Below are 24,480 nucleotides of genomic sequence, written 5' to 3'. Positions count from 1 at the left end.
GCGGGAATGCGGTCGGCGGCCTGCGGTGTTCACCCCACCGTGACGACAGCGACCTCGGGGAGCACGGCGGCGACCTCCGGGAGCGGCCCCGCCCCGGGCTACCGGCTCTCGGTGCTGGATCGCTCCCGGATCCGGCAGGGGCAGCCGCCGGCCCAGGCGCTGCGCGACACGGTGGCCTTCGCCCAGCAGGCGGAGCGCTTCGGCTACCACCGCTTCTGGGTCTCCGAGCACCACGGCGTGCCGGGGGTGGCGGGCTCGGCACCGACCGTGCTGGCCGCGGCGGTCGCGGCGGCGACCAGCCGGATCCGGGTCGGCACCGGGGGCGTGATGCTGCCCAACCACCGGCCGATGGTCGTCGCCGAGCAGTTCGGGGTGCTCGCCTCGCTCTTCCCCGGCCGGATCGACATGGGGCTCGGCCGCTCGGTGGGCTTCACCGACGGGGTGCGCCGGGCGCTGGGCCAGGGCAAGGACGCCGCCGACCACTTCGCCGAGCAACTCACCGAGCTGCTCGGCTACTTCGACGCCACCCGGAGCGCCCCCGAGGTGCACGCCCGGCCCGCCGAGGGTCTGGCGGTGCCGGCCTTCGTGCTGGCCACCGGCGCGGGCGCGGACATCGCCGCCGAGGCCGGCCTGCCGCTGGTCATCGGCGGTGTGCGCGGTGAGGAGGCGATGCTGGCCGCCGTCGACCGCTACCGCGAGCGGTTCCGCCCCTCGGCGCGGGCGGCGGCACCGTACGTGGTCGTCTCCGGCACGGTGGCGGTGGCCGGGACGGCAGTGGCGGCGCGGGAGCTGCTCGTCCCCGAGGCCTGGTCGAGCGCCTGGTCGCGCACCCACGGGGAGTTCCCGCCGCTGGCCCCGGCGGCGGAGATCCTGGCGCGCACGATGAGCCCGCGCGAGCGCACCGCCTACGAGCAGGCGCTCGACGGGCACATCGCCGGGACCCCGCCCGAGGCCGCGGCCCGGCTCGCCGCCCTGATGGAGCGCACCGGGGCCGACGAGTTCCTGGTCACCACCAGCACCTACGACCGCACCGCGCTCCTCGACTCCTACCGGCTGCTGGCCGCGGAGCTGGGCCTGGCAGGCCGTCCGACGTGACGTCGGACGGGTTCACCCCGCGAACCGGCGCACGGTGCGGCGGATCTGCGTCACGTGGTACTCGTTCGGGCCGAAGTGCGCCAGCACGCTGAGGTGTTCGCGCAGATGGTAGAGCGGCATCCGGTCCTGCCAGCCGTCGGACAACGGCTGCAGCTCCTGGTAGGCGGCGAAGAAGCCTTCCGGGATCCCGCCCACGCAGTACGCCATGCTCAGCTCGGACTCGGCCCACAGCCAGCAGACCGCGGGGTCGATGAAGACCGGCTCGCCCTGCGCGGTCGCGAGCAGGTTGCCGTGCCACAGGTCGCCGTGGTTCAGCACGGCGGGGGCGGGCGGGACCAGGTCGGGCAGCCGCTCGCAGAGCCGGGTCAGACCCGCCCGGTCGGCGGGGTCCAGCGCGCGCTCGGCCTCCGGCTCGGCGAGGTAGCGCAGGATGCGCTGTTCGGCGAAGAACGCGCAGCCGTCCTCGGACCAGTCGTTGCGCTGCCGCAGCAGGCCGAGCCAGCCGTTGCGGTGCCAGCCGAACCGGGTGCCGGAGATCGCGTGCAGGCGGGCCAGCGCCCGGCCCGCCTCCTCCCAGACGGCGGGGGCGTGCGGGGCGGTCGGCGCCACCTCCTCCAGCAGCAGGTGGCGCGGGCCCACCTCGATCACGTCCGGGGTGCGCAGCCCGCCCTGCTCGCGCAGCGCGGCCAGGCCCTCGGCCTCGATCGGGAACATGTCGGGCGGCACCCGGTCCGAGGCCTTGACGACGAGCCGGGTGCCGTCCTTCAGGGTCACCCGCCGCACGTCGTGGGCGGCGCCGCCGCTCAGCGGCTCCGCGTGCACCACGTCGCCGAGGTAGGCGCTGTCGTAGCCGGACCAGCGCTCGCCCTCCGCCACCGGCTCCTCGCCGCCGGGCCGCCCGGTCATGCGGGGCCCGCCCCGGTGAGGATCTCCGCCAGGGCCTGCCAGAGGGTCTCGGCCGAGTAGAAGTTCGGCCGCAGCAGCGCGGTGTCCGGGATCACCGCGTCGAAGCCCAGCTCGAGGTCCAGGACGAGGTTCACCGACCCGAGCGAGTCGAGTCCGAAGTCGGTCAGCGGCGCGTCGAACGGCAGCTCGGTGGTGCCGGGCACGCCGAGGCTGGCCCTGATGACCGCCTCGAAGGTGCTGTTCGGGAAACCCATGGGTCCCTCTCGTCTGCTTCGGTGTCGTCGTTGTTCCGGCCGTTCCCCGCTGCTTGTCAGGCAATCAGCATGGAGTCCCCGAACTCGTTGAAGAGGTAGCCGTTCGGGACGACCTCGTCGCGGTAGAGGTCGAGCAGCTCCTGGCGGCCGGTGAAGGCCGAGGTCAGCCGGAGCTCCGAGCTGCGGGGCATGTGCAGGTTGGTCAGGAAGGCGTCGCAGGCCTTGAAGCGGTGGCCCGGGCCGAGGATCAGGTTGGTCCAGCCCGTCCCCGGCCAGACGCGTCCGCTGCGCTGGTCCGCCACGGTCTCCAGCGCGCGCAGCGCCGAGGTGCCGCAGACCACGATCCGCCCGCCGGCCCGGCGCCGGTCGTTGATCTCGTCGGCGGCGGCGGTGGACACCTCGTAGCGCTCGGGGCGCGGGAAGGGCAGGCTGGGACCGCTCGCACCGGCCGGCACCTCGACGTCCGCCCCCTCGGCCCAGGCGACGTCGGCGCCGAACCAGTCGCGCAGGTAGCCGTGCTGCCAGCGGGCCGCGATGTGGTGGGTGACCTCGACCACCGCGGTGCCCCGCCCCTTGAGCGCCTCGATCAGCTCAGGGGTGAAGTGGCGTGCGGCAGAGGGGAAGAGGGTCGCACCGGGCCGGCTGGCGAACGAGGTCTGGTAGTGCGCGGGGTCGATCGGGCGCTCCACCAGGTAGTCGGGGTAGGCGATCTCGCCGATCTCGTCCAGCACCTCGGTGCCGCCGGGCTCGAAGGCGATCCGCCAGACTCCGGCGCCCTCGTCGCGCAGCAGGGTGCCGACCACCTCGCGCTCCTCGCCGAAGCGCAGCGCGGCGCCCACCTCGGCAGTCGAGGCGGGCAGCACCAGGCAGTGCCAACTGCCGTCGTCCATCGGGGAGAAGACATTGACCACGACGGGCGAGCCGTGCGCGTCCCGGCCGCGCAGCAGCGAGGGGACCACCCGCGCGTTGTTGACCACCAGCACGTCGTCCGGCGAGAGGAACTCGCCCAGCTCGTCGAAGCGCCGGTGGTGCACCTTGCCCGCAGCGCGCTCCAGGACCAGCAGTTTCGCGGCGCTGCGCGCACCGCCGCGCACCTCGGCGGGCTGCTGCGCGATGAGCCGGCTGCTGAAGTCGAAGTCGTACTGGTTGGCCGTGTCGGGCAGGTCCTTCATGGGCGCACTCCCTGGCGGTCCGCGAGGTCGGAGCCTTCATGTCAGCACTAAAGCGGTTAAGCGGTCAAGGGTGTTGACACGAGTGATTCTCCGTACCTGATGCACCGTCAGCACCAGGTGCAATTCCCTTGACAGCTAAACCGCTCAAGTGGTTCAGTCGGTCCGGCCGATCCGCCGCAGCTCAGCGCAGATGGAGAGTCGCATGAGTGCCGAAGCCGAGCCGCCGCCCGGCGCACCGCCGGCCCCACCGGCACCGCTGATGTGGTCCCAGGAGATGTACTGGTACATCTACCGGATGCCGCTGCCCGAGGTCGACAGCGTGAAGACCGCGCTGTGCGTCCCGGCCCCGCACCCCGGGGTCTCGCAGGCCACGGCGCTCGCGGCGGTCCGGTCCCTGATGCTGCGGCACGAGGCGCTGCGCACGCTCTGCCCGACGGACGCACACGGGATCCCGTTCCAGTCGGTGCGCACCGAGTTCGAGGTGCCCGTGCCCCTCCGGCGCCAGGGCGACGACCCCGCCGACATCCGCGCGGTCATCGACGAGCTGGCCGGGCCGCGCCTGGACCAGGCGGTGGACCTCCCGCTGCGGGTCGGCCTCACCCTGCACGGCGACCAAGTCGCGACCGTCGTCCTGCTGTTGAACCACATAGCGGTGGACAAGGCCAGCGCCCCGATCCTCACCGAAGACCTGACACGGCTGCTGGACGCCCCCGCGACCTGCGCCGAGGCCGCGGTTCGCCCGGCGCCCTGCCCGGCCGAGGCGCCGCGCGGGCTGCAGCCGGCCGAGCAGGCCAGGCGCCAGGCGCTGGGCAGCCAAACCGTTCTGGGCGCACGGGCGTTGCGGTACTGGGAGGAGGTGCTGCGCGAGCTGCCGGCCGCACCGTTCCCCTGGTCCGCCCCGGCCGCCGGCGCAGAGCACTACCACCAGGCCGTGCTGCGCTCGCGCCCGTTGCTCACCGCCCTGCACCGGCTGGGCCGACGCGAGCGCAGCAGCGCCTGCGACCTGCTCGCCACGGCCTTCTGCCTGGCCCTGTCCGCGCTCTCGGGCAACAGCCGGGTGGCGTTCAAGATGAACTTCTCCAACCGGTTCCCCGAGGTCAGGCAGTCCGTCGGCTGCTTCTTCCAGGAGGCGCTGGTGCACGTCGAGGCGCCGGGCCGGGCCACCGTCGGCGAGTTGGCGGCGCGCACCCAGCAACGGCTGCTGGCGGGCAGCCGCCACGCCCGGTACTCCTACCTGGACTGCCGGGACACCAGGGCGCGGGTGGAGGCCGCCCGTGGGCTCTCGTTCCGCCTGGCCACCTCCTTCGACTGCGCCGACGGCTGGGACCAGCGGCCCGCGACGGTCGACGGCATCGCCAACCCAGCTTCCGAGGAGGAGAGTTCGCTCAGCCGGCGGACCTGCGAGTGGCAGGACGACTACAACGACCTCTTCTTCCGCAGCTACCCCCAGGACGACGCGGCGGTACTGGATCTCGTCGTCCACACCTCGGTCGCCGGGCGGGCGGAGACCGGTCGGCTGCTGCACGGGATGGAGCGGTTCCTGATCGCCTGGGCCGAGGACCCGCGGCTGGCGGCGGCAACCGTCACCGAGGCCGTCGAGCGCTTCGCGCTGCCCGTCACCCGGTACGGCGACGGCTGGGTCCTGGTCGACCACTGCTGGGTCGACGCCGCCGCGCTGGCACGACTGCTCTGCGCGGTCGACGGGGTCACGGCCGCCGCGCTGGTGGTCCGGGAACGGCCGGGGCACGCGCCGGTCCTGGTCGCCCAGGTGACCGGTCCGGGCGCGCGCCGCCCGGAGCTGCGGCCGGACCTCCGGGCGGCGCTGCTGACCGCCCTGCGGAGGCGGCGGGACGTCGTCTGCCCCCACGAGTTCGTCTGGTGCGAGCGGCTCCCGCAGTCCCCCGCGCCCATCGCCACCGCCCACCGCCCGGCAACCGACAACGCCCGGCCCCTCGTCAACGCCCCTTCGGGCGAGCCCGGTTCGCCCGAGCAGCGGTTCGTCACCGCGCTCGCCGCCGCGCTCGGCCCCGGCCCGGTCGACCTGGACGCCTGCTACGCCGAGCAGGGCGGCCGGGCCGTCCTGGCGGCGGCGGTGATCGAGCGGCTGGAGCAGCTGGGGTGCGCCGGCCCCACCCCGGACGATCTGCTCGGCCCGTGGCCGCTGCGCTCGCTCGCCGCCCTCTGCACCCCGCACCCGGAGTGACCGCCATCGAGAGCCTCGCCGACCGCCTGCGCAGCCGCCTGCGCACCAGATACGCCGCCCTGCCGCTGCTGCGCCTGCTGCCCACACCCGTGCTGGTCACGCTGGTCGCGGTGTCCGCGGGGATCAGCGCACTGCCGGCGGCCTCCAGCGTGGTCTCCCGGGAGCTGGTCCTGCGGCTTCAGCACAGCGGCACCCGGTGGAGTGCGGCGGTGGCGGCGCTGGTGCTGTTCTGCGTGCTGCTGCTCGCCCAGCAGGCGGTGATCCTGCTGCTGGAGCCGCTGCGGATGCACGCGGCCCGCCTCATCGACGGCCGGTTCCGGCGCTGCATCGGCGAGTTGGCGCTGGCCCCGAGCGGCACCGCCCACCTGGACGACGCCGACACGGCCGGGCGGCTGACCATGGCCAGCACCGAGCTGCAGATCTTCACCGCCGGCTGGGCGGCCGTGGGCCATGTCGCGCAGTTCTGCCAGACCCTGGGCGGGGCGGTCTGCCTGGCGCTGGTCGCGCTCTCGGCGCCCTGGTTCGCGCTGGGCTGCCTGGTGGCGCTGGTTTTGTGCCGGTGGACCACCACCCGGATCTACGTGGGGATCAACTGGATGTGGGTGCGCACGGCCGGGCTGAGCAAGCGCACGCAGTACTGGGCGCAGTTCGGCCGCAGCGTGCAGAACGCGAAGGAGATCCGCGTCTACGGCCTGACCGGCTGGCTGGTGGCGCACTTCCACGCGGCGGCCATGGCGCAGGAAGGACCGATCCTGCAGGCGCGGTGGCGGGCGCTGGGCTCCACCTGGCAGCCGCTGCTGGCCGCGGCCGCCGCGCTGTTCCTCGGGCTCGCGGGCATCGTCTCCAGCAGCGGGCAGCAGGCGGGGGTCATCGCGCAGAACGTGACCGCGCTGATCGCGGCGCTCGCGCTGGGCCAGATCGGCACCGGCGGCTTCTCCGTCGAGCACGGCCGGCCGATCGTGCAGACCGCCGCCGAACTCCGCCGCGAGCTCGCCCCCGGCCCCCGGGCGGCACGCCCCGACCGCGGCCCCGACCACGACCCCGGGCCCCGGCCACCGCTGCCACCCTCGCCGCTGCTCCGCTTCGAGCAGCTGGGCTTCGGCTACCCGAACGCCGCCCGGCCCGTGCTCCAAGGCCTCAGCCTGGAGGTGCGCTCCGGGGAGGTGCTGGCGGTCGTCGGACTGAACGGCGCCGGCAAGACCACGCTGACCAGGCTGCTCGCCCGCTCGCTGGAACCGGATGCCGGGCGGATCACCGCCGACGGGACGGACATCACCCACTGGCCGGTCGACCAGTGGCGCCGCTCGCTCGCCCTGGTGAGCCAGGCGTTCCTGCGGCTGGACCTGTCGGTCCGGGAGAACGTCGAGATCGGCGCGCCGGAGCGGCGCGGCGACGACGCCTTCTTCGCCGCCGTGGCGGGCGAGCTCGACCTGGACGACATCGTGGCCGCGCTGCCGGACGGCTGGCGCACCCCGCTGTCCCGCTCCCGCACCGGGGGCACCGACCTGTCCGGCGGCCAGTGGCAGCGGATAGCCCTGGCACGCGCGATCTTCGCGCTGCGCGCGGGCCGCGGCGTCCTGATGCTGGACGAGCCGACCGCGCACCTGGACGCACAGGCCGAGTTCGAGGTCTTCGAGCGCCTGATCACCGCGGCCCGCGGCGCGACGGTCATCCTCATCTCGCACCGGCTGTCCACCGTGCGGCTGGCCGACCGGATCGCCGTGCTGAGCGATGGCCGGATCACCGAACTGGGCACCCACGACGAGCTGGTGGCCGAGGGAGGCGACTACGCGCAGCTGTTCGCCCTGCAGGGCCAGCAGTTCACCGACGCCGCACTGCCCGGAGACGACACGCCGCCGCCGGGAGCCGACCCGCAGCTGCCCGCAGACGACACGCCGCCGCCGGGAGCCGACGCGCCGACGCCGGGGGTCCCCCGGTGAGCGCGCGACCGGGTGTTCCCGCCCGCCTCGCCCGGCTCTGCTGGCAGGTCAGCCGGGCCCGCTGCTGCCTGATCCTGCTCACGGTGCTGATCGGCGCGGCCGGCCAGCCGGTGGTGGGCCTGCTGCTGCGCGAGGTCACCGAGGACGTGCTCGCCGGGCACCGCCGCTCCGCGCTGCTGGCCGCCGCCCTGACCGCGGTCGTCTGGGCCCTGGCCAACCAGGTCCAGGACGTGCGCAACCTGCTGCTCAACGACGTGCGCGCGCTGGCGGGGCTGCGGATCGACGAGGAGGTGCTGCGCCTCACCTCGGACATCCCCGGCATCGGGCACCTGGAGGACGCGCAGAGCCTGGACCGGATCGGCGTCATCAAGGGCGTCGTGGTGGTGGACGCGCTGGCCGCGGCGGTGGAGACGGCCGGCTCGGTGCTCGGGATCGGTGCCACCCTGGCCGCGCTGGCCACCGTGTCGCCGCTGCTGCTCGCCACCCTGCCGCTGGCGCTGCCCACCCTGTGGTTCAACCGCCTCGGCCAGGCCAGGCTGCGCCGGGCCGCCGACCGGGCCGCCGAACCGCAGCGCACCGCCGACCAGTTGCTCGCCACGCTGCTCGATCCCGCCACGGCGACCGAGGTCCGGGTCACCGGCGCCGGGGAGCTGCTGCTCGACGTCTACCAGGAGCGCTGGGAGCAGTCCAGCCGGATCCGGGTGCGGGCCCGCGCCCAGGCCGCCGTGCTGCTGCTGGTCGGGCACCTGGTCTTCGTCCTCGGCACCGCCGCCGCGCTGGGCTACCTGGCCTGGCGGATGAGCCGTGGCCAGGCCGGCGTCGGCGACCTGGTGCTGTTGCTCGCGGTGACCAGCCAGCAGCAGGGCCTGGTGCAGGCGACCGTCGCCGGCTTCACCCGGACGGCCGACGGCCTGCACGCGGCCCGGGCGGAGCGCTGGCTGCGGGACCGGGCCGCGGCCACCGGGCCCGCGCCTGTGCCTGCTCCTGCCCCTGCGCCTGCGCGACCCACGGCCGCCGAACCCACGCTCGCCGTCCCCGCGCGCCTGGCGAGCGGCATCACCCTCGACGCGGTGAGCTTCCGCTACCCGGGCACCGAGCGCACCGTGCTGCACGAGGTCAGCGCCGCCTTCCCGCCCGGGTCGGTGGTCGCCCTGGTCGGGGCGCACGGCTCGGGGAAGACCTCCGTCGTCAAGCTGCTCACCGCGATGTACCGGCCGCAGTCCGGCGTCATCAGGCTCGACGGGCAGCCGCTGGACCGGCATGACCACCAGGCCTGGCGGTCCCGGATCGCCTGCGGCTTCCAGGACTTCGTCCGGTTCCAGACGCCGGCCCGGGAGGCCGTGGGCACCGGCGACCTGCCGCGGATCGACGACCTCGGCGAGGTGTCCCGGGCCGTCCGGCAGGGCGGCGCGCAGGCCGTGGTCGAGCGGCTGGAGCAGGGCCTCGACACCCGGCTCGGCACCCTCTTCGACGGCGTGGAACTCTCCGGCGGCCAGTGGCAGAAGCTCGCCCTCGCCCGCACCTGCATGCGGCAGGACCCGCTGCTGGTGGTGCTGGACGAGCCGACCGCCGCGCTGGACCCGCGCAGCGAGTACGAGGTCTTCCGGCAGCAGATCCGGCTGGCCCGCGAACTGGCCGGGCGCAGCGGCACGGTGACGCTGATCATCTCGCACCGGTTCTCCACGGTGCGGGCCGCCGACACCATCCTCGTGCTGGCCGAGGGCGCCGTGGTGGAGCAGGGCAGCCACGAGCAGCTGATCACCGCGGGCGGCGAGTACGCCCGGATGTACGGCCTCCAGCAGGCGGCCTACCGTGCGCGACCCGAAGGAGGTCCCGACGATGCCGAACCGGGTGCCGGCTGACCCGACACCGCACCGGCCCGCGGCCAGGTGGCTGCCGGTCGCCAACGACCGCGGCCAGCGCTCGATCTGGCGCACCGGCCGGGCGCTGCCGCCGGGCTGGCACCCCTGCGGCCCACCGGGCGACCGCGCGGCGGCGCTCGACGTGGCGGCGCTCGATGTGGCGGCGGCCGACGTCCCGGCACCCGATGCGGGGGCCCGCGACGCGACTGCCGCCGGGCCCCGGTCGACGATCGACCGCCGGTTCGCCGCCACCGCCCGGCGCCACCCGGAGCGGTCCGCGGTCACCCACGGCGCCGCGCAGCTGAGCTACCGGGGCCTGGCGGCGCGCGCGGCCGGGGTGGGCGCGGGCCTGACCCGGCTGGGCATCGGCCGCGGCACCGCCGTCGGGGTCTGCCTGGACCGCGGCGTCGACCTGATCGCCGTCGTCCTCGGCGTGCTGGGCACCGGGGCCGCCTACGTCCCGCTCGACGGGCGCTACCCCGCGGCGCGGCTGGCGTTCATGGCCGAGGACGCCCAGGTGACCTGCGTGGTGGCCGATCCGGCGTACAACGAGGCGCTCTGCGAACTCGCGGTGCCGGTCATCGGCCCGGCCGACCTGACCGACCGGACCGAGCCGGCCGACCGGACCGACCTGACCGGCACGGACACCGCCGGCCAGGAGAGCGCGAGCCAACCCGACGACCTCGCCTATGTGCTCTACACCTCCGGCTCGACCGGCCGTCCCAAGGCCGTCGAGGTCACGCACCGCAACTTCCTCCACTTCCTGGACGGGATCGGCACGTTGCTGCCCGCGGGCGCCGCCGAGCGCGTGCTGTTCAGCAGCCGGCTCTCCTTCGACGTCGCGGGACTGGAGCTGTTCCTGCCGCTGACCCGCGGCGGGCGCTGCGTGATCGCACCCGACCTGTGGCTGCCCCGGCCGCGCGCGCTCGCCGCCCTCGTCAACGGGGTCCGGCCCTCCCTGGTCCAGGCGACGCCGGTCGGCTGGCGGCTGCTGCTGGACGCCGGCGCCCGGTTCGACGCGGAGCAGACCCTGCTGTGCGGGGGCGACGTGCTGCCGACCACCCTGGCAGCGCGGCTGGCGGCACTGCCCGCGACCGCGTTCAACGTCTACGGGCCCACCGAGTCGACCGTCTGGGCGACCGCCGGGCCGATCGACGCCGAGGCGCCTGCCGGGGCACCTGCCGGGGCACCGGGGGCCAGCATCGGCCGGGCGCTGCCGCACGCCCGGGTGTACGTCCTGGACGGCGACCTCGAACCGGTGGCGCCCGGCGCCCTGGGCGAGGCCTTCGTCGCCGGCCCCTGCGTCAGCGCCGGCTACCGCGGCAAGCCCCGGCTCACCAGCGAGCGGTTCCTGCCCGATCCGTGGAGCCCCGAGCCAGGCGCCCGGATGTACGCCACCGGGGACATCGTGCGTCTGGTCGCGGGCTCGCTGGAGTTCTCGCACCGCAAGGACACCCAGGTGAAGATCAACGGCATCCGGGTCGAGCTGGGTGAGGTGGAGTCGGTGGCGACCGCCGTCCCCGGCGTCGCGGCGGCGGTGGCCCTGGTGATCGACACCGCCGCGGGCAACGCCCTGCACCTGATCGCCGAGGCCCCGCCGGGGGCAACCGGGCTGGCGCAGGCACTCCGTGCCGAGCTGGAGCTGCGGCTGCCCGCGGCGATGGTCCCCAAGTGGATCTCCCTGCTCGACGCGCTGCCCTTCACCCCCAACGGCAAGGTCGACCGTGCGGCACTCCGAGCAGGAATTCCGTCTGACTAGTCTCCCTGCTCCGCGCCCTGGCGCCGACGCCGGCGGACCAGGGCGATCGGCAGTACGCCCACGGCGGCGAGCACGGGCGGCGCGGCGTCGGCCGCGGCGGTGGTGAACGTCTGGTGATAGGTGGCCGGGACGGGGAGGGTGGCCCAGCGGCCGACCGGCCAGGCCACCACGAACGCCCGGCCCACCACCTGGTTCACCCCGACGGTGCCCCCGTCGACGTTCTGGTTGTAGCGCGAGTCGCCGGAGTCCTGACGGTGGTCGCCCATCACCCAGAGCCGACCCTTGGGCACCTTGATGGGACCAAACGGCATGTCGTCGCAGGGCGTGTTCCCGGCATAGATGTAGTTGTCGTCCAGTGGCTTGCCGTTGACCAGCACCGGCCCGCCCGCGTGGCACTCGACGGTGTCCCCGCCGACCGCGATGACCCGCTTGACCAGGTCCTTCTCGTCCCCCGAGGGCATCAGCCCGACGAAGCTGAGCGCCTGCTGCACGACGTTCTGCTTCTTGGCCTTCTCGTTGCGCAACCAGCCGCCCGGATCGTGGAAGACCACCACCTCGCCGCGCTGCGGCTCGGCGCCGAACCAGGGCGTCAGCTTGTCCACCAGGATCCGGTCCCCCGGCTGCAGGGTGTTCTGCATCGACTCCGAGGGGATGGAGAACGCCTGCACGAAGAAGGTCTTGATCACCAGCGCCAGCACCAGGGCGATGCCCACCAGGAGCGGCAACTCCTGCCAGAACGGGCGCGACGTGCGACGCTTCGCCGCCGGCGCCGCTTCGACCACCGGCTCCGGCTCCGGCTCCGGCTCCGGCTCCGACTCAGGCTCCGTCCCCGGTTCAGGCTCCAAGTCCGCTTCCGGCGGCGGCGTCCGGTCCTCCTGCGCCGAGGCTCCCCCGCTGCCCGTCGTCTCCCCCACCTGTACTCCTCCGCTCGTACCAGTGAACGAATCTGACCGTGCGCCATCACCTCAACCCGCCGCACCGACCGAGAGTTCCCCCGGCACACGATCGTGCGGGAACGGACGGGGAGGCGATCGGGATCGGGCGGTGGGACGGTCAGGCTGACCGGTTCCCTGCCGTAGGAGGCTGCAGTGACAGATCCCCCCGACCAGCCCGGCGCGGCCCGACTGCACGCCGCGCTCGACGAGCTGGCCGCCGTGGAGGAGTGGGCCCGGCGGGTGCGGGACGGTGGCGGTGCGGTGCGCGAGGAGCCGGCGGGACTGGTGAGATCTGTGGGACCAGTGGGATCAGTGGGATCGGTGGTGCGGGTGGAGACGACGACCGGGGGCGGGATGCACCGGGTGGTCGCGATCAGCCCCGCGGCGCAGCGCGGCGAGGAGCAGCTCGCCGCGGTGCGCTCGGTGGTGCGGGCGCTGCTCGATCTGGCGGGCCATCAGGAGGGGTCCGCCTGTACCGAGGTCGCGCTCACCGCGGACGGCCCACGGATCGTGGCCTGCCGGCTCGGCGGGTCCGCCGGGCCGCACACGCCCTAGCGTGTCTCACAATTCCCGCCAGGCGCGCGACGCGAATTGTGAGACACGGCCCAGGGTCCCCGGTGTCCGGGCGGTAACCCGGTGGGAACGGTTCGGGAAGTGCCGTGGCCACCATGGGTGGTGTCAGGAGCGCAGCACCTCATCAAGGGACGTGACATGGGACGCAAGCTGGCCGCACTGTTCGGGATCGTCGTCGCCTCGCTGGCCCTCGGCCTCGGCACCGCCGCCGGAACGCTCCACCCGCACCAGGCGGGCGGGCAACGGGTGGTGGCCGAGGACAAGGGCCCGACGAGCATCACCCCGAACGCCCCGCTCATGCCCTGAGCGCCCCCGGCCCCACCCGCACCACCCGCACCACCCGCCACCCCGCCTCACCCCGCCCCGACCCGCCGCCCCCGCGGCGCGTCACTCGCGCCGGCGCTCCGCCGGCACCCCCAGCGCCGCGAACAGCCGCTCGGCCTGCGCCTGGTGGCCGGCCGCGCCCGACCGGCCCAGCGCCTCGGCCGCCCGGGCCAGGCCGGCCAGCGCGTAGGCCTCCTCGGTGCGGTAGTCGATGGCCGCGGCGAGGCGGTACGCCCGGGTGTGCAGGTCCAGCGCCGCGGCGTGCTCGCCACGGCGGTGCAGCAGCCGCCCCGCCGTGTTCGCCACCTTGGCCCGGCGCAGCGGCGAGGAGCTCGACTCCACCAGCACCAACGCCTGCGCGAGGTGGTCCGCGGCCCGTTCCGGCCGCCCGAGCCGGTGCGCGACGTCGGCCGACAGGGCCAGCGCCAGCGCGACCTGGCCGGGCTCCTTGGTCTCGTCGCACAGGTCCCGGGCCTGGCGCAGGTGCTGCTCGGCCTCCTCGTCGGCCCGCAGGCCCAGCAGCGCGGCGGCCAGATCGGTCAGCGCCACCAGCTCGTTCTCGTGGCGGTCCAGCCGCCGGCCCAGTTCGACCGCGCGGCGGGCCGCCTCGGCGGACTCCTCGTAGCGCCCCCACTGCTCGTACAGCGCGCTGAGCAGCGTCAGGCTCTCGGCCTCGGCCCGCACCGATCCCAACTCCCGTTCGTGGGCGATCGCCTGGGTCAGGTGGGCGAGCGCCTCGGGGAACCGGCCGAGCAGGCTCTTGTAGAGGCCGAGGGTGCTCTCGCTGTGCGCCTCGGTCTGCCGGTCGCCGAGTCTGGCGGCCACGTCGCGGGCCTCCTGGGCGACCTCGACGCCCTCGGCGAAGTGCCCCAGCTTCCAGCAGGCGACGCCGAGGTTGGCCAGGCTCACCCCGAGCAGCGCCAGATCGCCGAGCCGGCGCGCGGCGGTGACCGCGATCCGGCCCAGCGCCTGGAACTCGTCCAGGTGGCCGCGGGCGTGCAGTTGGAACATCACGTTGCGGGCCAGGCAGACGGTGTGCCGGTCGTGGCCGTGCCGCTCGGCCAGCGCGACGGCCGAGCGCAGCGCGGTGTGCTCCCGGGTGAACCAGGCCTGGGCCCGGGCGGTGTCGGCCAGGTCCGGCAGTTCGGCGCCGGCCCGGGGCATCCCGGACAGGCTGCTGCGCCGACCGGGGAACAGTTGCTCGCAGGCCGCCTCGGTGGCCGTCAGGTAGTAGTCGAGCAGCCGCTCCACCGCGTCCGCGTCCGCCGCCCCGGTCGGGGCGCCGCGCAGGCTCTGGGCGAAGCTGCGCACCAGGTCGTGGAAGGTGTAGAGGTCGACCTCCGGCTGCTGCAGCAGGTGGACGTCGAGCAGCAGCTCCAGCACCGACTCGGCCGCCCGGGTCCCGGTGCCCAGCAGCGCGGCGGCCGAGTAGACGTCGATCTCGCCGCCGGGGTGCAGGGCGAGCAGCCGGAACGCCGCGCGACTCTGCTCGTCCAGGGTCTGGTAGGACAGCCGCAGCGTGGCGGCCACGCTGCGTTCGCCGGAGCTGAGTTCGTCCAGTCGCCGGGTCTCGTCGCGCAGCCGGTCGGCCAGGTAGCGCAGGGTCCAGCGCGGGCGGTTGCGCAGCCGGGCGGTGGCGATCCGCAGGGCCAGCGGGAGGTGGCCGCAGAGCCGGGCCAGTTCGGCGGCGGCCTGCGGCTCGGCGGCGATCCGGGCCGCGCCGAGGATCTCGGTGACCAGGCTCGCGCTCTCCTCGGGCGCCAGCACGTCGATGGAGATCCACCGCGCGCCGTCCAGGTCCACCAGGCGGGCCCGGCTGGTGACCAGCACCAGGCAGCCGGGCGAGGTGGGCAGCAGCGGGCGCACCGCGGCGGCGTCGACGGCGTTGTCGAGCAGCAGGAGCAGCCGCCGGCCGACCAGGGTGGCCCGCCACAGCGCGGTGCGCCCGGCCACGTCGTCCGGGATCCGGTCGCCGGGCAGACCGAGCGCCCGCAGCAGGGTGTGCAGCGCGGTGCCGGCGCCGACCGGCGGCTCGCCGGGGGCGTGGCCGCGCAGGTCGATGTGGAGCTGACCGTCCGGATAGGCGGCGGCCAGCCGGTGCGCGGCCCGCACGGCCAGCGAGGTCTTGCCGCTGCCGCCCATGCCGTCGATGGCCACGATCGGGGTGCGCGGCCCGCCCTCCTGCCGGGCGCAGGCGACCAGTTCGGCGAGTTCGCGCTCGCGGCCGGTGAAGTCGGCGAGGTCATAGGGCAGGGTGCTGGGCGAGTCGGGGCCGGGCGGGAGCAGCGGGGCCGCCGGGGCCGGGTGGGCCGCTGCTGACGGTGCTTCGGCCGGCGCCGGGGGCGGCGGCGGAGTGAGGGCCTGCGGTTCGGGGCTGTCGCGCAGGATGCCCTGGTGGATCCGGGCCAGGCCGGGCCCGGGGTCGATGCCGAGCTCCTCGACCAGCAGTTCGCGCACCCGGCTGTACTCCTCCAGCGCCTCGGCCTGCCGCCCCGAGCGGTAGAGCGCGAGCATCAGTTGGCCGCGCAGGGTCTCGCGCAGCGGGTGCTGGTGGACGAGCTGGCGCAGGTCGACCACCAGCTCGGCGCTCTCGCCCAGGCCCAGCCGCAGCTCGAAGAGCTGCTCGGCGGCGGCCAGTCGGCGCTCCTCCAGCGCGGTGGCCGCGGCCTGGATCACCGGGCCGCCGGCGCCCGAGAGGACGGGTCCGCGCCAGAGCGCGAGCGCGCCGCGCAGCGCCTCGACCGCCTCGGTGGGCCGACCCGCCGCCGCGGCCTGCCGGGCGGTGCGGACCAGGGCGGCGAACTCGGTCAGGTCCAGCTGCCCGTCGGCGATCTGGGCCCGGTAGCCGGGGCCCTCGGTGACCAGGATCTCGCCCCCGTCCAGCATGCTCCGGCGCAGCTCGGCGACGGCCTTGCGGACCTGGTGGGAGGCGGTGGCGGGCGGGTCCTCGGACCAGACCGCGGCCACCAGCCGGGAGACCGGCAGCACCTTGCCGGGCTCCAGCAGCAGGGTGACCAGCACCCGCTCCCGGATCGTCCCGCCGAGCCGGAGCCTGCGTCCGTCCTCCCAGCCCTCCAGCGGGCCCAGGATGTTGAAGCGCAGCCCGCTCCGAGCGCCCGCAGGCATAGTTCCCCCTACCCCTTCTCACCCCGCAAAGATCGCCGCAGTCGAATATCGCCGCGGCCCAACATCCGATCATCGAACTGAACTGGCCCCCGCTGGATGATAAGCCGCGCACTGATCACGCGGTACTGGCTGGGGATGCCGAGGGTGCCGGGAAGGGCCGAGCGGCGCCCGCGGATGCCAGGGAATGCCCGGGGAGGCCACGGGATGCCAACGGGTGCCAAGGGATGCCAGTGGGAAGCCGCAGCGGACGGCGGTACCGCACCGGGAAAAGATCGGGAAGCGCCTCACCGAAGCTGCTGCCATCGGACGCCCCGCCCGGACCGGGCCCGGACCGGCCCCAGGATCTCACCAACCACGGAGGTCATCTGATGCACGCTCAGGCTCCCGCCCAGGCCCAGGCTCCGGCCCCGGCCTCGGCTCAAGCTCCGGCTACGGCCGCTCCGGCCGCTCTCGGTGCTCTGCTGCGCAGCGCACGCCGCGGCGCCGGCCTCACCCAGGAGCAGCTGGCCGGCCTCTCGACGGTCAGCGTCCGGGCCATCCGGGACCTCGAACAGGGCCGGGTCCAGCATCCGCGCAAGGACACCATCCGGCTGCTCGCCGACACCATGCGGCTCAGCGGGCCCCGCCGGGCCGCCCTCCAGCTCGCGGCCGCGAGCGCCTCGGCCGGCAGCACCCTGGGCGGGCTCTACGGCGTCGAGCCGGCCCCGCCGCCCGCCCCGCTGCGTCCGCTGGCCGGGCGCGGGGCGGAGCTGCGGGCGCTGACCGGACTGCTCGGCGCCGAGCACGAGCGGCTGCTCACCGTGGTGGGCCTGCCCGGTGTCGGCAAGTCACGGCTGGCGCAGGAGGCGGCGCTGTGCTTCCACGCCCAGGCCCAGGCACCGGTGCTGTGGGTGCCGATGGACCGCACCGCCGAGGAGCCGGCCACGCCGCGGCGGCCGCAGTCGGCGCTCGTCGGCCGGGTCAGAACGCTCCTCGGACAGGGCGGGCACGGCGGCAGCCTGGACGAACTGGCGGACGTGATCCGGGACCGGCCGACCCTGCTGGTGCTGGACGGCTGTGACGCGGCGCCGGGCGGCCGGGGCACCGAGGTCCGCGGTGGCGACGTCGGGGGCGTCGACGTCGGGGGTGTCGACGCGTGGGGTGTCGACGCGTGGGGTGTCGACGCGTGGGGGCCCGGGCTGCTGGGCCTGCTGAACTCCTGCGAGCGGCTGAAGGTGCTGATCACCACCCGCCGCCCGGAGCGGGCGCTGGACGGCCGGGTGCTGCCGCTGGCCCCGCTGCCGCTGCCGGCCGGGCCGCCGGATCCGGCGCACCCCGGCCGGCCCGGAGCGGCCTCCCCCGCCGGGCCGGGTGGGCCGGCCGTGGAGCTGATGCTCTCGTACGTCGGCCACCTGCGCCCGGACCTGCTGCCGACCGAGTCGGTGGTCGCCACCGTGGCCCGGATCTGCCACGCGCTGGACGGACTGCCGCAGGCCCTGGAGGCGGCCGGCTCCTGGCTGCTGCTGTACTCCCCCGAGCAGTTGCTGGAGATCGTCCGCAGCACACCGCTGGCACTCATCGACGGCGCCGCCCCGGCGGTGCCCGGCGGGGGCCCCGGGCTGAGCGGGCTGCTGGCCGACACGCTGCGCGGACTGAGCCCGCGGCTGGCGGCGCTGCTGCGCGCGGTGGCACCGCTGTCCTGCCCGTGGACGGTGGAGGCCGCCGCCCGGGCGCTCGGCAGCACGCCGACGGCGGTGGCCAGGGACGTGCACGCACTGCTGCTGCACGGCCTGCTGCGGCAGCTGCCGGCCGTGCCGGGCGGGCCGGCCCGGTTCAGTGTGCTCAACCTGGTCCGGCAGTTGGGCGCGGCGCAGCCGACGGCGCCCGGCACACCGTCGGCGTCCTGCACGCCGTCGGCGCGGGCGGCCGTGGCGACGGCGGTGGCGACGGCCGTCGTCGAGCCGTCGCCGGCGCTGGCCGGGGTGCCCGGGTAACGCTGATGAGGCCGTGACGGGGGTGAGGCGGGTAAGGCAGGTGAGGCGGCTGAGGCGGCTGAGGCGGCTGAGGCGGCTGAGGCGGCTGCAGCCTCCCGCGGCAGCCGGTCACCGAGCGGCATCGGCGGGCCGCAGCTCCAGCGTGCAGCACTTGACGCTGCCGCCGCCCTTGAGCAGTTCGCTCAGGTCCACGCCGATCGGGTGGAAGCCGCGCTCCGCCAGCTGCCGGGCGACCCCGCGGGCCGCCTGCGGCAGCACCACGTTGTACCCGTCGCTCATCGCGTTGAGCCCGAACGCCTCGGCGTCCGCCCGCTCGACCAGCACGGCATCGGGGAACAGGCGCCGGAGCAGGGCGCGGCTGTGCGGCGCGAACGCCTCGGGGTGGTACATGATCTCCTTTCCGTCCAGCACCGCGAGCGCCGTGTCGAGGTGGTAGAAGCGGGGGTCCACCAGCTCCAGGCCGATCACCGGGCGGCCGAACACCTCCTCGGCCTCGCGGTGCGCCTCGGGCGCGGTGCGGAAGCCGTAACCGGCCAGGATGGAGTCGCCGCAGGTCAGCAGGTCGCCTTCGCCCTCGTTGATGTGGCGCGGCCGGTGGATCTCGGTGAAACCGCGCTCCCGGAACCAGTCCAGGTAGGCCTCGCCCTCGGCGGCCCGCTCGGCGTTGCGGAACCGGGCGCCGAGCACCTTGCCGTCCACCACCGTGGCCCCGTTGGCCGCGTACACCATGTCGGGCAGCCCCGGGCGCGCCTCGATCAGCTCGACGCTGTGCCCGAGGGCGAGGTAGAGCCGGTACAGCTGCTCCCACTGGGCGGTGGCCCGTGCGGCGTCCACCGGCACGCTCGGGTCCATCCACGGGTTGATCGCGTAGCTGACCTCGAAGGTGGTCGGGCGGCACATCAGCAGCCGGCGGGGACGGGCTCGGCGCACCGGCGGCGCACCGTCGGCGGCGGGCATGGGGGCGGGCACGGGGGCCGTGGCGGGCGTGAGCAGGGAGACTAGCCGGGACATGGGGTTCCTTCCGGGACGGCGCAATCAGCAGGGGTGACAACGGAGTCGAGCGCGCTCCGGCGGCGCAGCGGCGAGCAGCCGAGCAGCAGGGCGGGCAGCAGGGCGGCGGTCATGACGCACCACAGGGCGCCGCGCGGACCGAGCAGCGAGCCGAGTGTGCCGCCGGCCAGGGCACCCAGCGGGATCGCCCCGAAGACCAGGAAGCGCATGGTCGCCGAGATCCGGCCGAGCAGGCGGCGCGGTGTGTGCCGCTGACGGAAGCTGCTGACCACCACGTTGTAGACGACCAGCCCCGCCATCGGCACGATGGCGCCGGGCAGGAAGTACGCGGTGGCCGGGCCGGATCCGGTGAGCGGCAGCAGCAGGCCGAACGGGGCGGTGGCGGTCAGGCTGTAGACGATGGCGCGCGGCTCGCCCAGCCGCCGGGCCAGCGGGGCGGCGGCGAAGGCGCCGGCGATCCCGCCGACACCGGTGGCGGCCATCAGCAGCCCCACGGCGGCGGGCGCCAGGTGGACGGTGCGGACCAGGAAGACCACCAGGATCGCCTCGTAGGCGGTCATGGCCAGGTTGGCCAGCGCGGCGACGACCGTCAGCAGCCGCAGCACGCGGTCCCGCCGCACGAAGCCCAGCCCCTCGCCGATCTCCCGCCAGACCGAGGCGGCCGGACCGCTGCGGGTGCCCGCTGCGGGCTCCGGGGCGAGCAGCAGGCAGACGGTGGAGGCCACGAACGAGCCGGCGTTGACCAGCGGCCCGACGGCGGCGCCGAGCAGTTGGGCCAGGGCGCCGCCCAGGCCCGGCCCGGCGATCTGCGCCGAGGACTCACTGCCCTGCAGCCTGCTGTTCGCGGCCACCAGGTCCTCGGGCGGCACGATGAGCGGCAGATAGACCAGGTAGGCGGTGCTGAAGAAGACGTTGGCCAGGCCCAGCACCACGGCTGTCGCGAAGATCTGACTGATCGTCAGCACATGGGCGACCGAGGCGAGCGGGATGCTCAGCAGGGCGGCGGCGGAGGCGGCGTTGCAGCAGATCATCAGCCGCCTGGGGCTGTACCGGTCGACCCAGACCCCGGCGGGCAGGCCGACCAGCAACCAGGGCACCCACTGGACGGCGGTGATCAGCCCGACCTGGAAGGCGGTGGCGTGCAGCGTGACGGTGGCCAGCAGCGGGAGGGCCACGCTGGTGATCGCGGTGCCGAACTTGCCGGCGGACTCGCCGATCCAGAGCAACCGGAAGCTGCGGTTGGCCGCCAGGCCGCCACGCCGCGCGGGGACGGGGGCGGGGACTTGGGCGGGGGCGGGTGCGGGGGCAGCAGCGGCGGCCGGGGCGATTTCAGCGGCACCCCGCCCCCGGCCCGACCGGGCGGTCAGCACCGCGCGCCGATCCCGGCGGCCTCGCGCCGCTCGGCGACCGGCTCCGGGCTCAGCGTGCGCAGCAGTGCGGGGCGGTCGATCTTGCCGTTGGCGTTCAGCGGCAGCGCGGCCAGGTGGACGAAGCGGCGCGGCACCATGTGGGCCGGGATCCGCTGCCGCAGCCAGGCCTTGACCCCGGCGCGGGGCAGCGGCTCGCCGGTGTGGCAGGCCACCAGCTCGGGGCCGCCCGCCGCGGGCACGGCCAGCACCACGGCCTCGGCCACGCCGGGGTGACGGCGCAACGCGGTCTCGATCTCGCCCAGTTCGACCCGGTAGCCACGGACCTTCACCTGGTTGTCGAGCCGCCCGAGGTGGACCAGGGTGCCGTGCTCCCAGCGCACCCGGTCGCCGGTGCGGTAGTAGCGGTCGGCGGCGGGCTCGTCGGCGTCATCGGCGGGGCCGTCGGCAGGTGCCGCGGCGGTTGCGGTGGTGGTGGCAGTTGCGGTTGGGGTGGCGGTTGCCGCGGCGGGGCCGGCCCCGCTCAGGAACCGGCCGCGATTGTCGGCCGGGTCGAGGTAGCCGTCGAAGCGCTGGCTGCCGCGCACGCACAGCTCGCCCTCGGCCGCCTCGCGCCCCTGCTCGTCCAGCACCAGGTGGTCCAGGTGCGCGTGCACCGGCCCGATGGGCACCGAGTCGTTGGAGGTCTGCGGCCAGCGCTCCCGCTCGGCGGGGAGGCGGTACTCGGTGACGGTGACGGTCAGTTCGGTCGGCCCGTAGATGTTGGCGATCACGCTGCCGGGTGCCACCGCGTGCCAGGCCTCGGCCTGACGGTACGTCAGCTGCTCGCCGGCGAAGATGCTGTAGCGCAGCGCGTGCACCAGCCCGGTCGGCAGATTGCCGAGCGCCGCACTGACCGAGACCAGTGAGGGGACCGAGAACCAGTGGGTGATGCCGCGCTCGACCAGATAGGTCACCGGGGTGAGCAGGTCGCTGCGCTGCGGGACGACCAGGGTGGCGCCCGCGCCCCAGGTGACGAAGAGGTCGAAGAGCGAGGGGTCGAAGGTGAGGTCGAAGGTCTGGGAGGCCCGGTCCCCGGGGGCGAGTTCGAAGCGGGCGATGTTGTGGGCGATGTAGGGGGCGATGTTGCGGTGCCGGATCGGCACGCCCTTGGGCCGGCCGGTCGACCCGGAGGTGAAGAGCACATAGGCCAGGTCGTCCCCGGTCGTCCGGTACGGCGGCAGTGCGGCCACCGGCTCGCCGGTCAACTCCTCGTCGCCGAGCGCCAGGAGCGGTGGTCCCGGTTCCGCGTCCGCCGACTGCCAGCGCTCGGCGCCCGCCCGGTCCGCGATCAGCAGCTGCGTCCCGGCCAGGGCGCAGACCGCCCGGTTGCGCACGGCGGGGTGCTCGGGGTTGAGCGGGGTGACGGCGGCCCCCAGGCGCTGCGCGGCCAGGTAGCCGGCGTAGGCGACCAGGCTGCGCGAGGCGAGCAGCGCGACCCGCTGCGGCGGGCCGCCGTGCCGTGCCAGGATCCGCCCGGCCAGCTGGTCGGTGATCCGGCTCAACTCCTGGTAGCTGTAGGCGCTCCCGCCCACCTCCAGGGCCGGCGCGTGCGGCTGGCGGGCGACGGTGCGGGCGAACCACTCGTAGAGGGTGGCGGCGGGTGCGGACGGGTCAGGCATGGAGCACCTCGGCTCGGGGAGCGGCCAGCCACCGCAGCCGGGCGGCGGCGGACTCGGCGCAGGTGAACAGGAAGTCGTGGCCGCCCTCGAACACCGCGAAGGCGGTCGGGGCGCTGGTGTACTCGCGCCAGGCGCGCAGCGCGGTGCCGCCCGGCGCGGCCGGGTCCCCGCTCGCGTGCCACACGTGCAGCGGGACGGCGAGCGGGGCCTGCGGGCGGGCGGTCCCGGCGGCCGTGTAGGCGTCGATGGCCTGGTAGTCGCCGCGCCACTGGTCGACCAGGCGGCGCAGCAACTCGGGTTCGGCGGCCAGCCCTTCGGGCAGCGCACCGCCGGTCACCTTGCGCAGCAGCGTCTCGTCGGCGAAGCCGTCGTCGGCGTGGCACGGCTGGCGGTGCGGCGGCAACTGCCCGGCCACCACCAGCGCGCGGACCACCCCGGGCCGCAACGGCGCCAGCTCGCGGACGAGTTCGAGTGCGATGTAGGCGCCCAGACTGTGCCCGACCACCACCAGTCCCTCGGGACACGGCCCTTCGGCCAGCTGCCGGGCCAGTGCCCGGGCCCGGTCCGGGATCGCGGGCGCCTGCCCGCTCTCCCCGGCGGCGCCCGGGCGGCGCAGCGCCACCGAGACCGGGAACCCGCAGAGCGCCTGGGTCAGCGGCCGGGCGCTGCGGGCCGTGGCGCCGATGCCCGGGATCAGCAGCACCGCCGGGCCGCCGGCGGGCGGCAGGGGCTGGAGGCGGATCACCGGGCCGCCCCGTCCAGTGCGGCGGCCAGCCCCGTCAGCAGCGCGGCGTAGCCGGTGGCCAGCGCCTGGGCACCGGCGGCTGCCGGGGCCGTCCCGGCGCAGCTGAGGACGGTCACCAGGTGGGCGCCGTCGACGGCGGCGTTCACCTCGACCGGGTGGGAGAGCAGGTTGTCCGGGTGACGGTCGGCCCCGATCGCCTCGCCGGCCTCGCCGAACAGCTCCTCGGCCCGCTCGGTGAACCGGCCCAGGTAGTTGACCAGCACGGCGGCCTCCGCCGACGGATCGAACTCGGCTGCCCTACCGTGCAGTTCCTGGTCGGCGGACTTGACCAGGGTGTGCGGCGCGGCGCCGTCCGGGGTGAGCCGGATGGTCTGCAGGCGGGTGAACCAGCCGGTGGTCCGGCTGAGGTCGAGCCGCGCTGCGGGGCCGGCGTCCCGGCCGTGCCGCTCGATGTCGACGGCCACCTGCTCGATGCCGTGGGCCTGGGCGACCGCCTGCGCCACGGCCGCCACCACCACCGCGTCCAGGCCCACCCCCAGCTCGGAGCGGGCACGGCGCAGCAGGGTCTCGGTCGTCCGTGCGTCGGTGCGCACGGTGGCGGTGGTGGCCCGGGAGGCTGATGCGCCCGAGAGTTGATGATGCGTCAGTTCCGACTCCGGGAGCGCGGTGAGCTGCCGGGCCCAGGCTCCGTACGGGCTGGTGGCGGCCGGCAGGTCGAGCGGCTCGCCCCGCTCCAGGCGGCGCACGCTCCTGGCGAGGTCGCCGCGCAGGATCCGCCAGGAGGCGCTGTCCACCGCCAGGTGGTGCGCCGTGACGAAGAGCCGCTGCCCGGCGGCCCCCAGGTCGAAGAACGCGGCCCGCACCAGCGGCCCGGTCACCGGGTCGAGGGAGCGCTGCAGCCGGGTGGTCGTCGCCAGGAGCGCCGCAGCCCGCCGGTCCTCCGGCTCGGCGGACAGGTCGTGCCGCTCCAGGGCGAGGCCCACGCTGCCGGCCAGGCGCAGCCGGCTGCCCTCCGGGGTGCGGTGCAGGCGCAGCCGGAAGGAGTCGTGGTGGTCCAGCACGGCGGTCAGCGCGGTGTCGAGCAGCGCGGGGTCCAGGCCGTCGGCGCGCCACAGGACCGACTGGGTGACGTACTGCGGGTGCGGCTGGGCCAGGCAGAACCGCACCTGGGCGGCGGTGAGCGGAAACTCGGCGGGAGAGGCCGGCGGGGCGGCCGCCGTGGCGGCGACGGCGGTCCGGCCCCGGTCCGCGATGCGCGCCGCCAGTTCGGTGACCGTCTGGTACTCGATCAGCTCCAGCGGGGTGAACTCCAGCCCCTCCTCGCGGGCCAGCGCCACCGCCTCGATGATCAGCAGCGAGTCGCCGCCCAGGTCGAAGAAGTTGTCCGACGGCCCGACCGGCACGCCGTCCAGCACCTCCGACCAGACGGCCGCCAGCAGCTCCGCCGCCGCGCCGGCGTCCGCATCCGTGCCCGTGCCCGTTCCGGTGTCCATGCCCGCGTCCATGCCCGCACCCGCGTCCGTGTTCATGCCCGTCCTCATGGCTTCTCCTTCCGTTGTTCCCGGGCCCACCCG

18 protein-coding genes are annotated in these 24,480 nt (G+C 75.2%); 8 read left to right on the top strand and 10 right to left on the bottom strand.

What is annotated here, in order from left to right; translation table 11 throughout:
* The first annotated feature begins 6 nt into the window (after positions 1–6).
* Positions 7–1,095 (top strand): MsnO8 family LLM class oxidoreductase, encoded by a 1,089-nt coding sequence (locus OG500_RS33185; RefSeq protein WP_442907156.1) that lies wholly within the window; start codon positions 7–9, stop codon positions 1,093–1,095.
* Between the two features lie 12 nt (positions 1,096–1,107).
* Here OG500_RS33185 and OG500_RS33180 read toward each other — a convergent pair whose 3' ends face one another.
* From OG500_RS33180 to OG500_RS33170, 3 genes are read right to left on the bottom strand one after another with little or no spacing between them, the layout of a single operon-like run.
* Positions 1,108–2,001, bottom strand: a complete 894-nt coding sequence (locus tag OG500_RS33180) for a fructosamine kinase family protein (RefSeq protein ID WP_327070537.1) — start codon at positions 1,999–2,001, stop codon at positions 1,108–1,110.
* Complete coding sequence (locus OG500_RS33175; RefSeq protein WP_327070536.1) at positions 1,998–2,255, bottom strand: phosphopantetheine-binding protein; 258 nt, start codon at positions 2,253–2,255, stop codon at positions 1,998–2,000. The genes OG500_RS33180 and OG500_RS33175 overlap by 4 nt, the downstream gene beginning before the upstream one ends.
* 56 nt (positions 2,256–2,311) lie before the next feature.
* Complete coding sequence (locus OG500_RS33170; protein WP_327070535.1) at positions 2,312–3,427, bottom strand: S-adenosylmethionine:tRNA ribosyltransferase-isomerase; 1,116 nt, start codon at positions 3,425–3,427, stop codon at positions 2,312–2,314.
* Positions 3,428–3,629: 202 nt separating this feature from the next.
* Here OG500_RS33170 and OG500_RS33165 point away from each other — a divergent pair, with 202 nt between their 5' ends.
* The 4 genes from OG500_RS33165 to OG500_RS33150 are packed head-to-tail and all read left to right on the top strand — an operon-like array spanning position 3,630 to position 11,191.
* On the top strand, positions 3,630–5,630 hold the full coding sequence (locus OG500_RS33165; RefSeq protein ID WP_327070534.1) for a condensation domain-containing protein: 2,001 nt from the start codon (positions 3,630–3,632) through the stop codon (positions 5,628–5,630).
* Positions 5,627–7,570 (top strand): ABC transporter ATP-binding protein, encoded by a 1,944-nt coding sequence (locus tag OG500_RS33160; protein WP_327070533.1) that lies wholly within the window; start codon positions 5,627–5,629, stop codon positions 7,568–7,570. Before OG500_RS33165 ends, OG500_RS33160 begins: the two co-directional genes overlap by 4 nt.
* Positions 7,567–9,432, top strand: a complete 1,866-nt coding sequence (locus tag OG500_RS33155; RefSeq protein WP_327070532.1) for an ABC transporter ATP-binding protein — start codon at positions 7,567–7,569, stop codon at positions 9,430–9,432. Before OG500_RS33160 ends, OG500_RS33155 begins: the two co-directional genes overlap by 4 nt.
* Entirely contained in the window at positions 9,410–11,191 is a 1,782-nt protein-coding gene (locus OG500_RS33150; RefSeq protein WP_327070531.1) for an amino acid adenylation domain-containing protein, read from the top strand. The genes OG500_RS33155 and OG500_RS33150 overlap by 23 nt, the downstream gene beginning before the upstream one ends.
* On the opposite strand, the gene lepB is transcribed toward OG500_RS33150, so the two are convergent.
* The gene (lepB, locus tag OG500_RS33145; protein WP_329585597.1) at positions 11,188–12,105 is read right to left on the bottom strand and encodes a signal peptidase I; all 918 of its coding nucleotides are present in this window, start codon (positions 12,103–12,105) and stop codon (positions 11,188–11,190) included. The genes OG500_RS33150 and lepB overlap by 4 nt on opposite strands.
* A gap of 174 nt (positions 12,106–12,279) precedes the next feature.
* Here lepB and OG500_RS33140 point away from each other — a divergent pair, with 174 nt between their 5' ends.
* On the top strand, positions 12,280–12,681 hold the full coding sequence (locus tag OG500_RS33140) for a hypothetical protein (RefSeq protein WP_327070529.1): 402 nt from the start codon (positions 12,280–12,282) through the stop codon (positions 12,679–12,681).
* A gap of 156 nt (positions 12,682–12,837) precedes the next feature.
* Entirely contained in the window at positions 12,838–13,005 is a 168-nt protein-coding gene (locus OG500_RS33135) for a hypothetical protein (protein ID WP_327070528.1), read from the top strand.
* 81 nt (positions 13,006–13,086) lie between these two features.
* Here the strand turns inward: OG500_RS33135 and OG500_RS33130 are convergent, their stop codons facing one another.
* Positions 13,087–16,149: an AfsR/SARP family transcriptional regulator gene (locus OG500_RS33130; RefSeq protein WP_329585592.1), complete on the bottom strand. Its 3,063-nt coding sequence runs from the start codon at positions 16,147–16,149 to the stop codon at positions 13,087–13,089.
* 368 nt (positions 16,150–16,517) lie between these two features.
* Between OG500_RS33130 and OG500_RS33125 the strand changes: the two genes are divergently transcribed.
* Positions 16,518–18,122 carry a helix-turn-helix domain-containing protein gene (locus OG500_RS33125; protein WP_329585589.1) on the top strand — a complete coding sequence of 535 codons (1,605 nt, stop codon included), beginning with the start codon at positions 16,518–16,520 and terminating at the stop codon, positions 18,120–18,122.
* A gap of 108 nt (positions 18,123–18,230) precedes the next feature.
* On the opposite strand, the gene ddaH is transcribed toward OG500_RS33125, so the two are convergent.
* Genes ddaH through OG500_RS33100 form a run of 5 tightly spaced genes read right to left on the bottom strand, consistent with a single transcriptional unit; the run spans position 18,231 to position 24,447 of the window.
* On the bottom strand, positions 18,231–19,079 hold the full coding sequence (ddaH, locus tag OG500_RS33120; protein ID WP_329587870.1) for a dimethylargininase: 849 nt from the start codon (positions 19,077–19,079) through the stop codon (positions 18,231–18,233).
* A 41-nt stretch (positions 19,080–19,120) separates the two neighbouring features.
* On the bottom strand, positions 19,121–20,503 hold the full coding sequence (locus OG500_RS33115; protein ID WP_329585586.1) for an MFS transporter: 1,383 nt from the start codon (positions 20,501–20,503) through the stop codon (positions 19,121–19,123).
* The gene (locus tag OG500_RS33110) at positions 20,497–22,161 is read right to left on the bottom strand and encodes an amino acid adenylation domain-containing protein (protein ID WP_329585582.1); all 1,665 of its coding nucleotides are present in this window, start codon (positions 22,159–22,161) and stop codon (positions 20,497–20,499) included. Before OG500_RS33110 ends, OG500_RS33115 begins: the two co-directional genes overlap by 7 nt.
* The gene (locus tag OG500_RS33105; RefSeq protein WP_327070523.1) at positions 22,154–22,906 is read right to left on the bottom strand and encodes a thioesterase II family protein; all 753 of its coding nucleotides are present in this window, start codon (positions 22,904–22,906) and stop codon (positions 22,154–22,156) included. The genes OG500_RS33110 and OG500_RS33105 overlap by 8 nt, the downstream gene beginning before the upstream one ends.
* A complete protein-coding gene (locus OG500_RS33100; RefSeq protein WP_329585577.1) occupies positions 22,903–24,447 on the bottom strand; it encodes a condensation domain-containing protein in 1,545 nt (514 codons plus the stop codon). Before OG500_RS33100 ends, OG500_RS33105 begins: the two co-directional genes overlap by 4 nt.
* Positions 24,448–24,480: the final 33 nt, after the last annotated feature.

It is taken from the genome of Kitasatospora sp. NBC_01250, assembly GCF_036226465.1.
Lineage (GTDB): Bacteria > Actinomycetota > Actinomycetes > Streptomycetales > Streptomycetaceae > Kitasatospora.
Note: the sequence above shows the minus strand (reverse complement) of the source record. Positions and strands in the feature narration are given on the sequence as shown.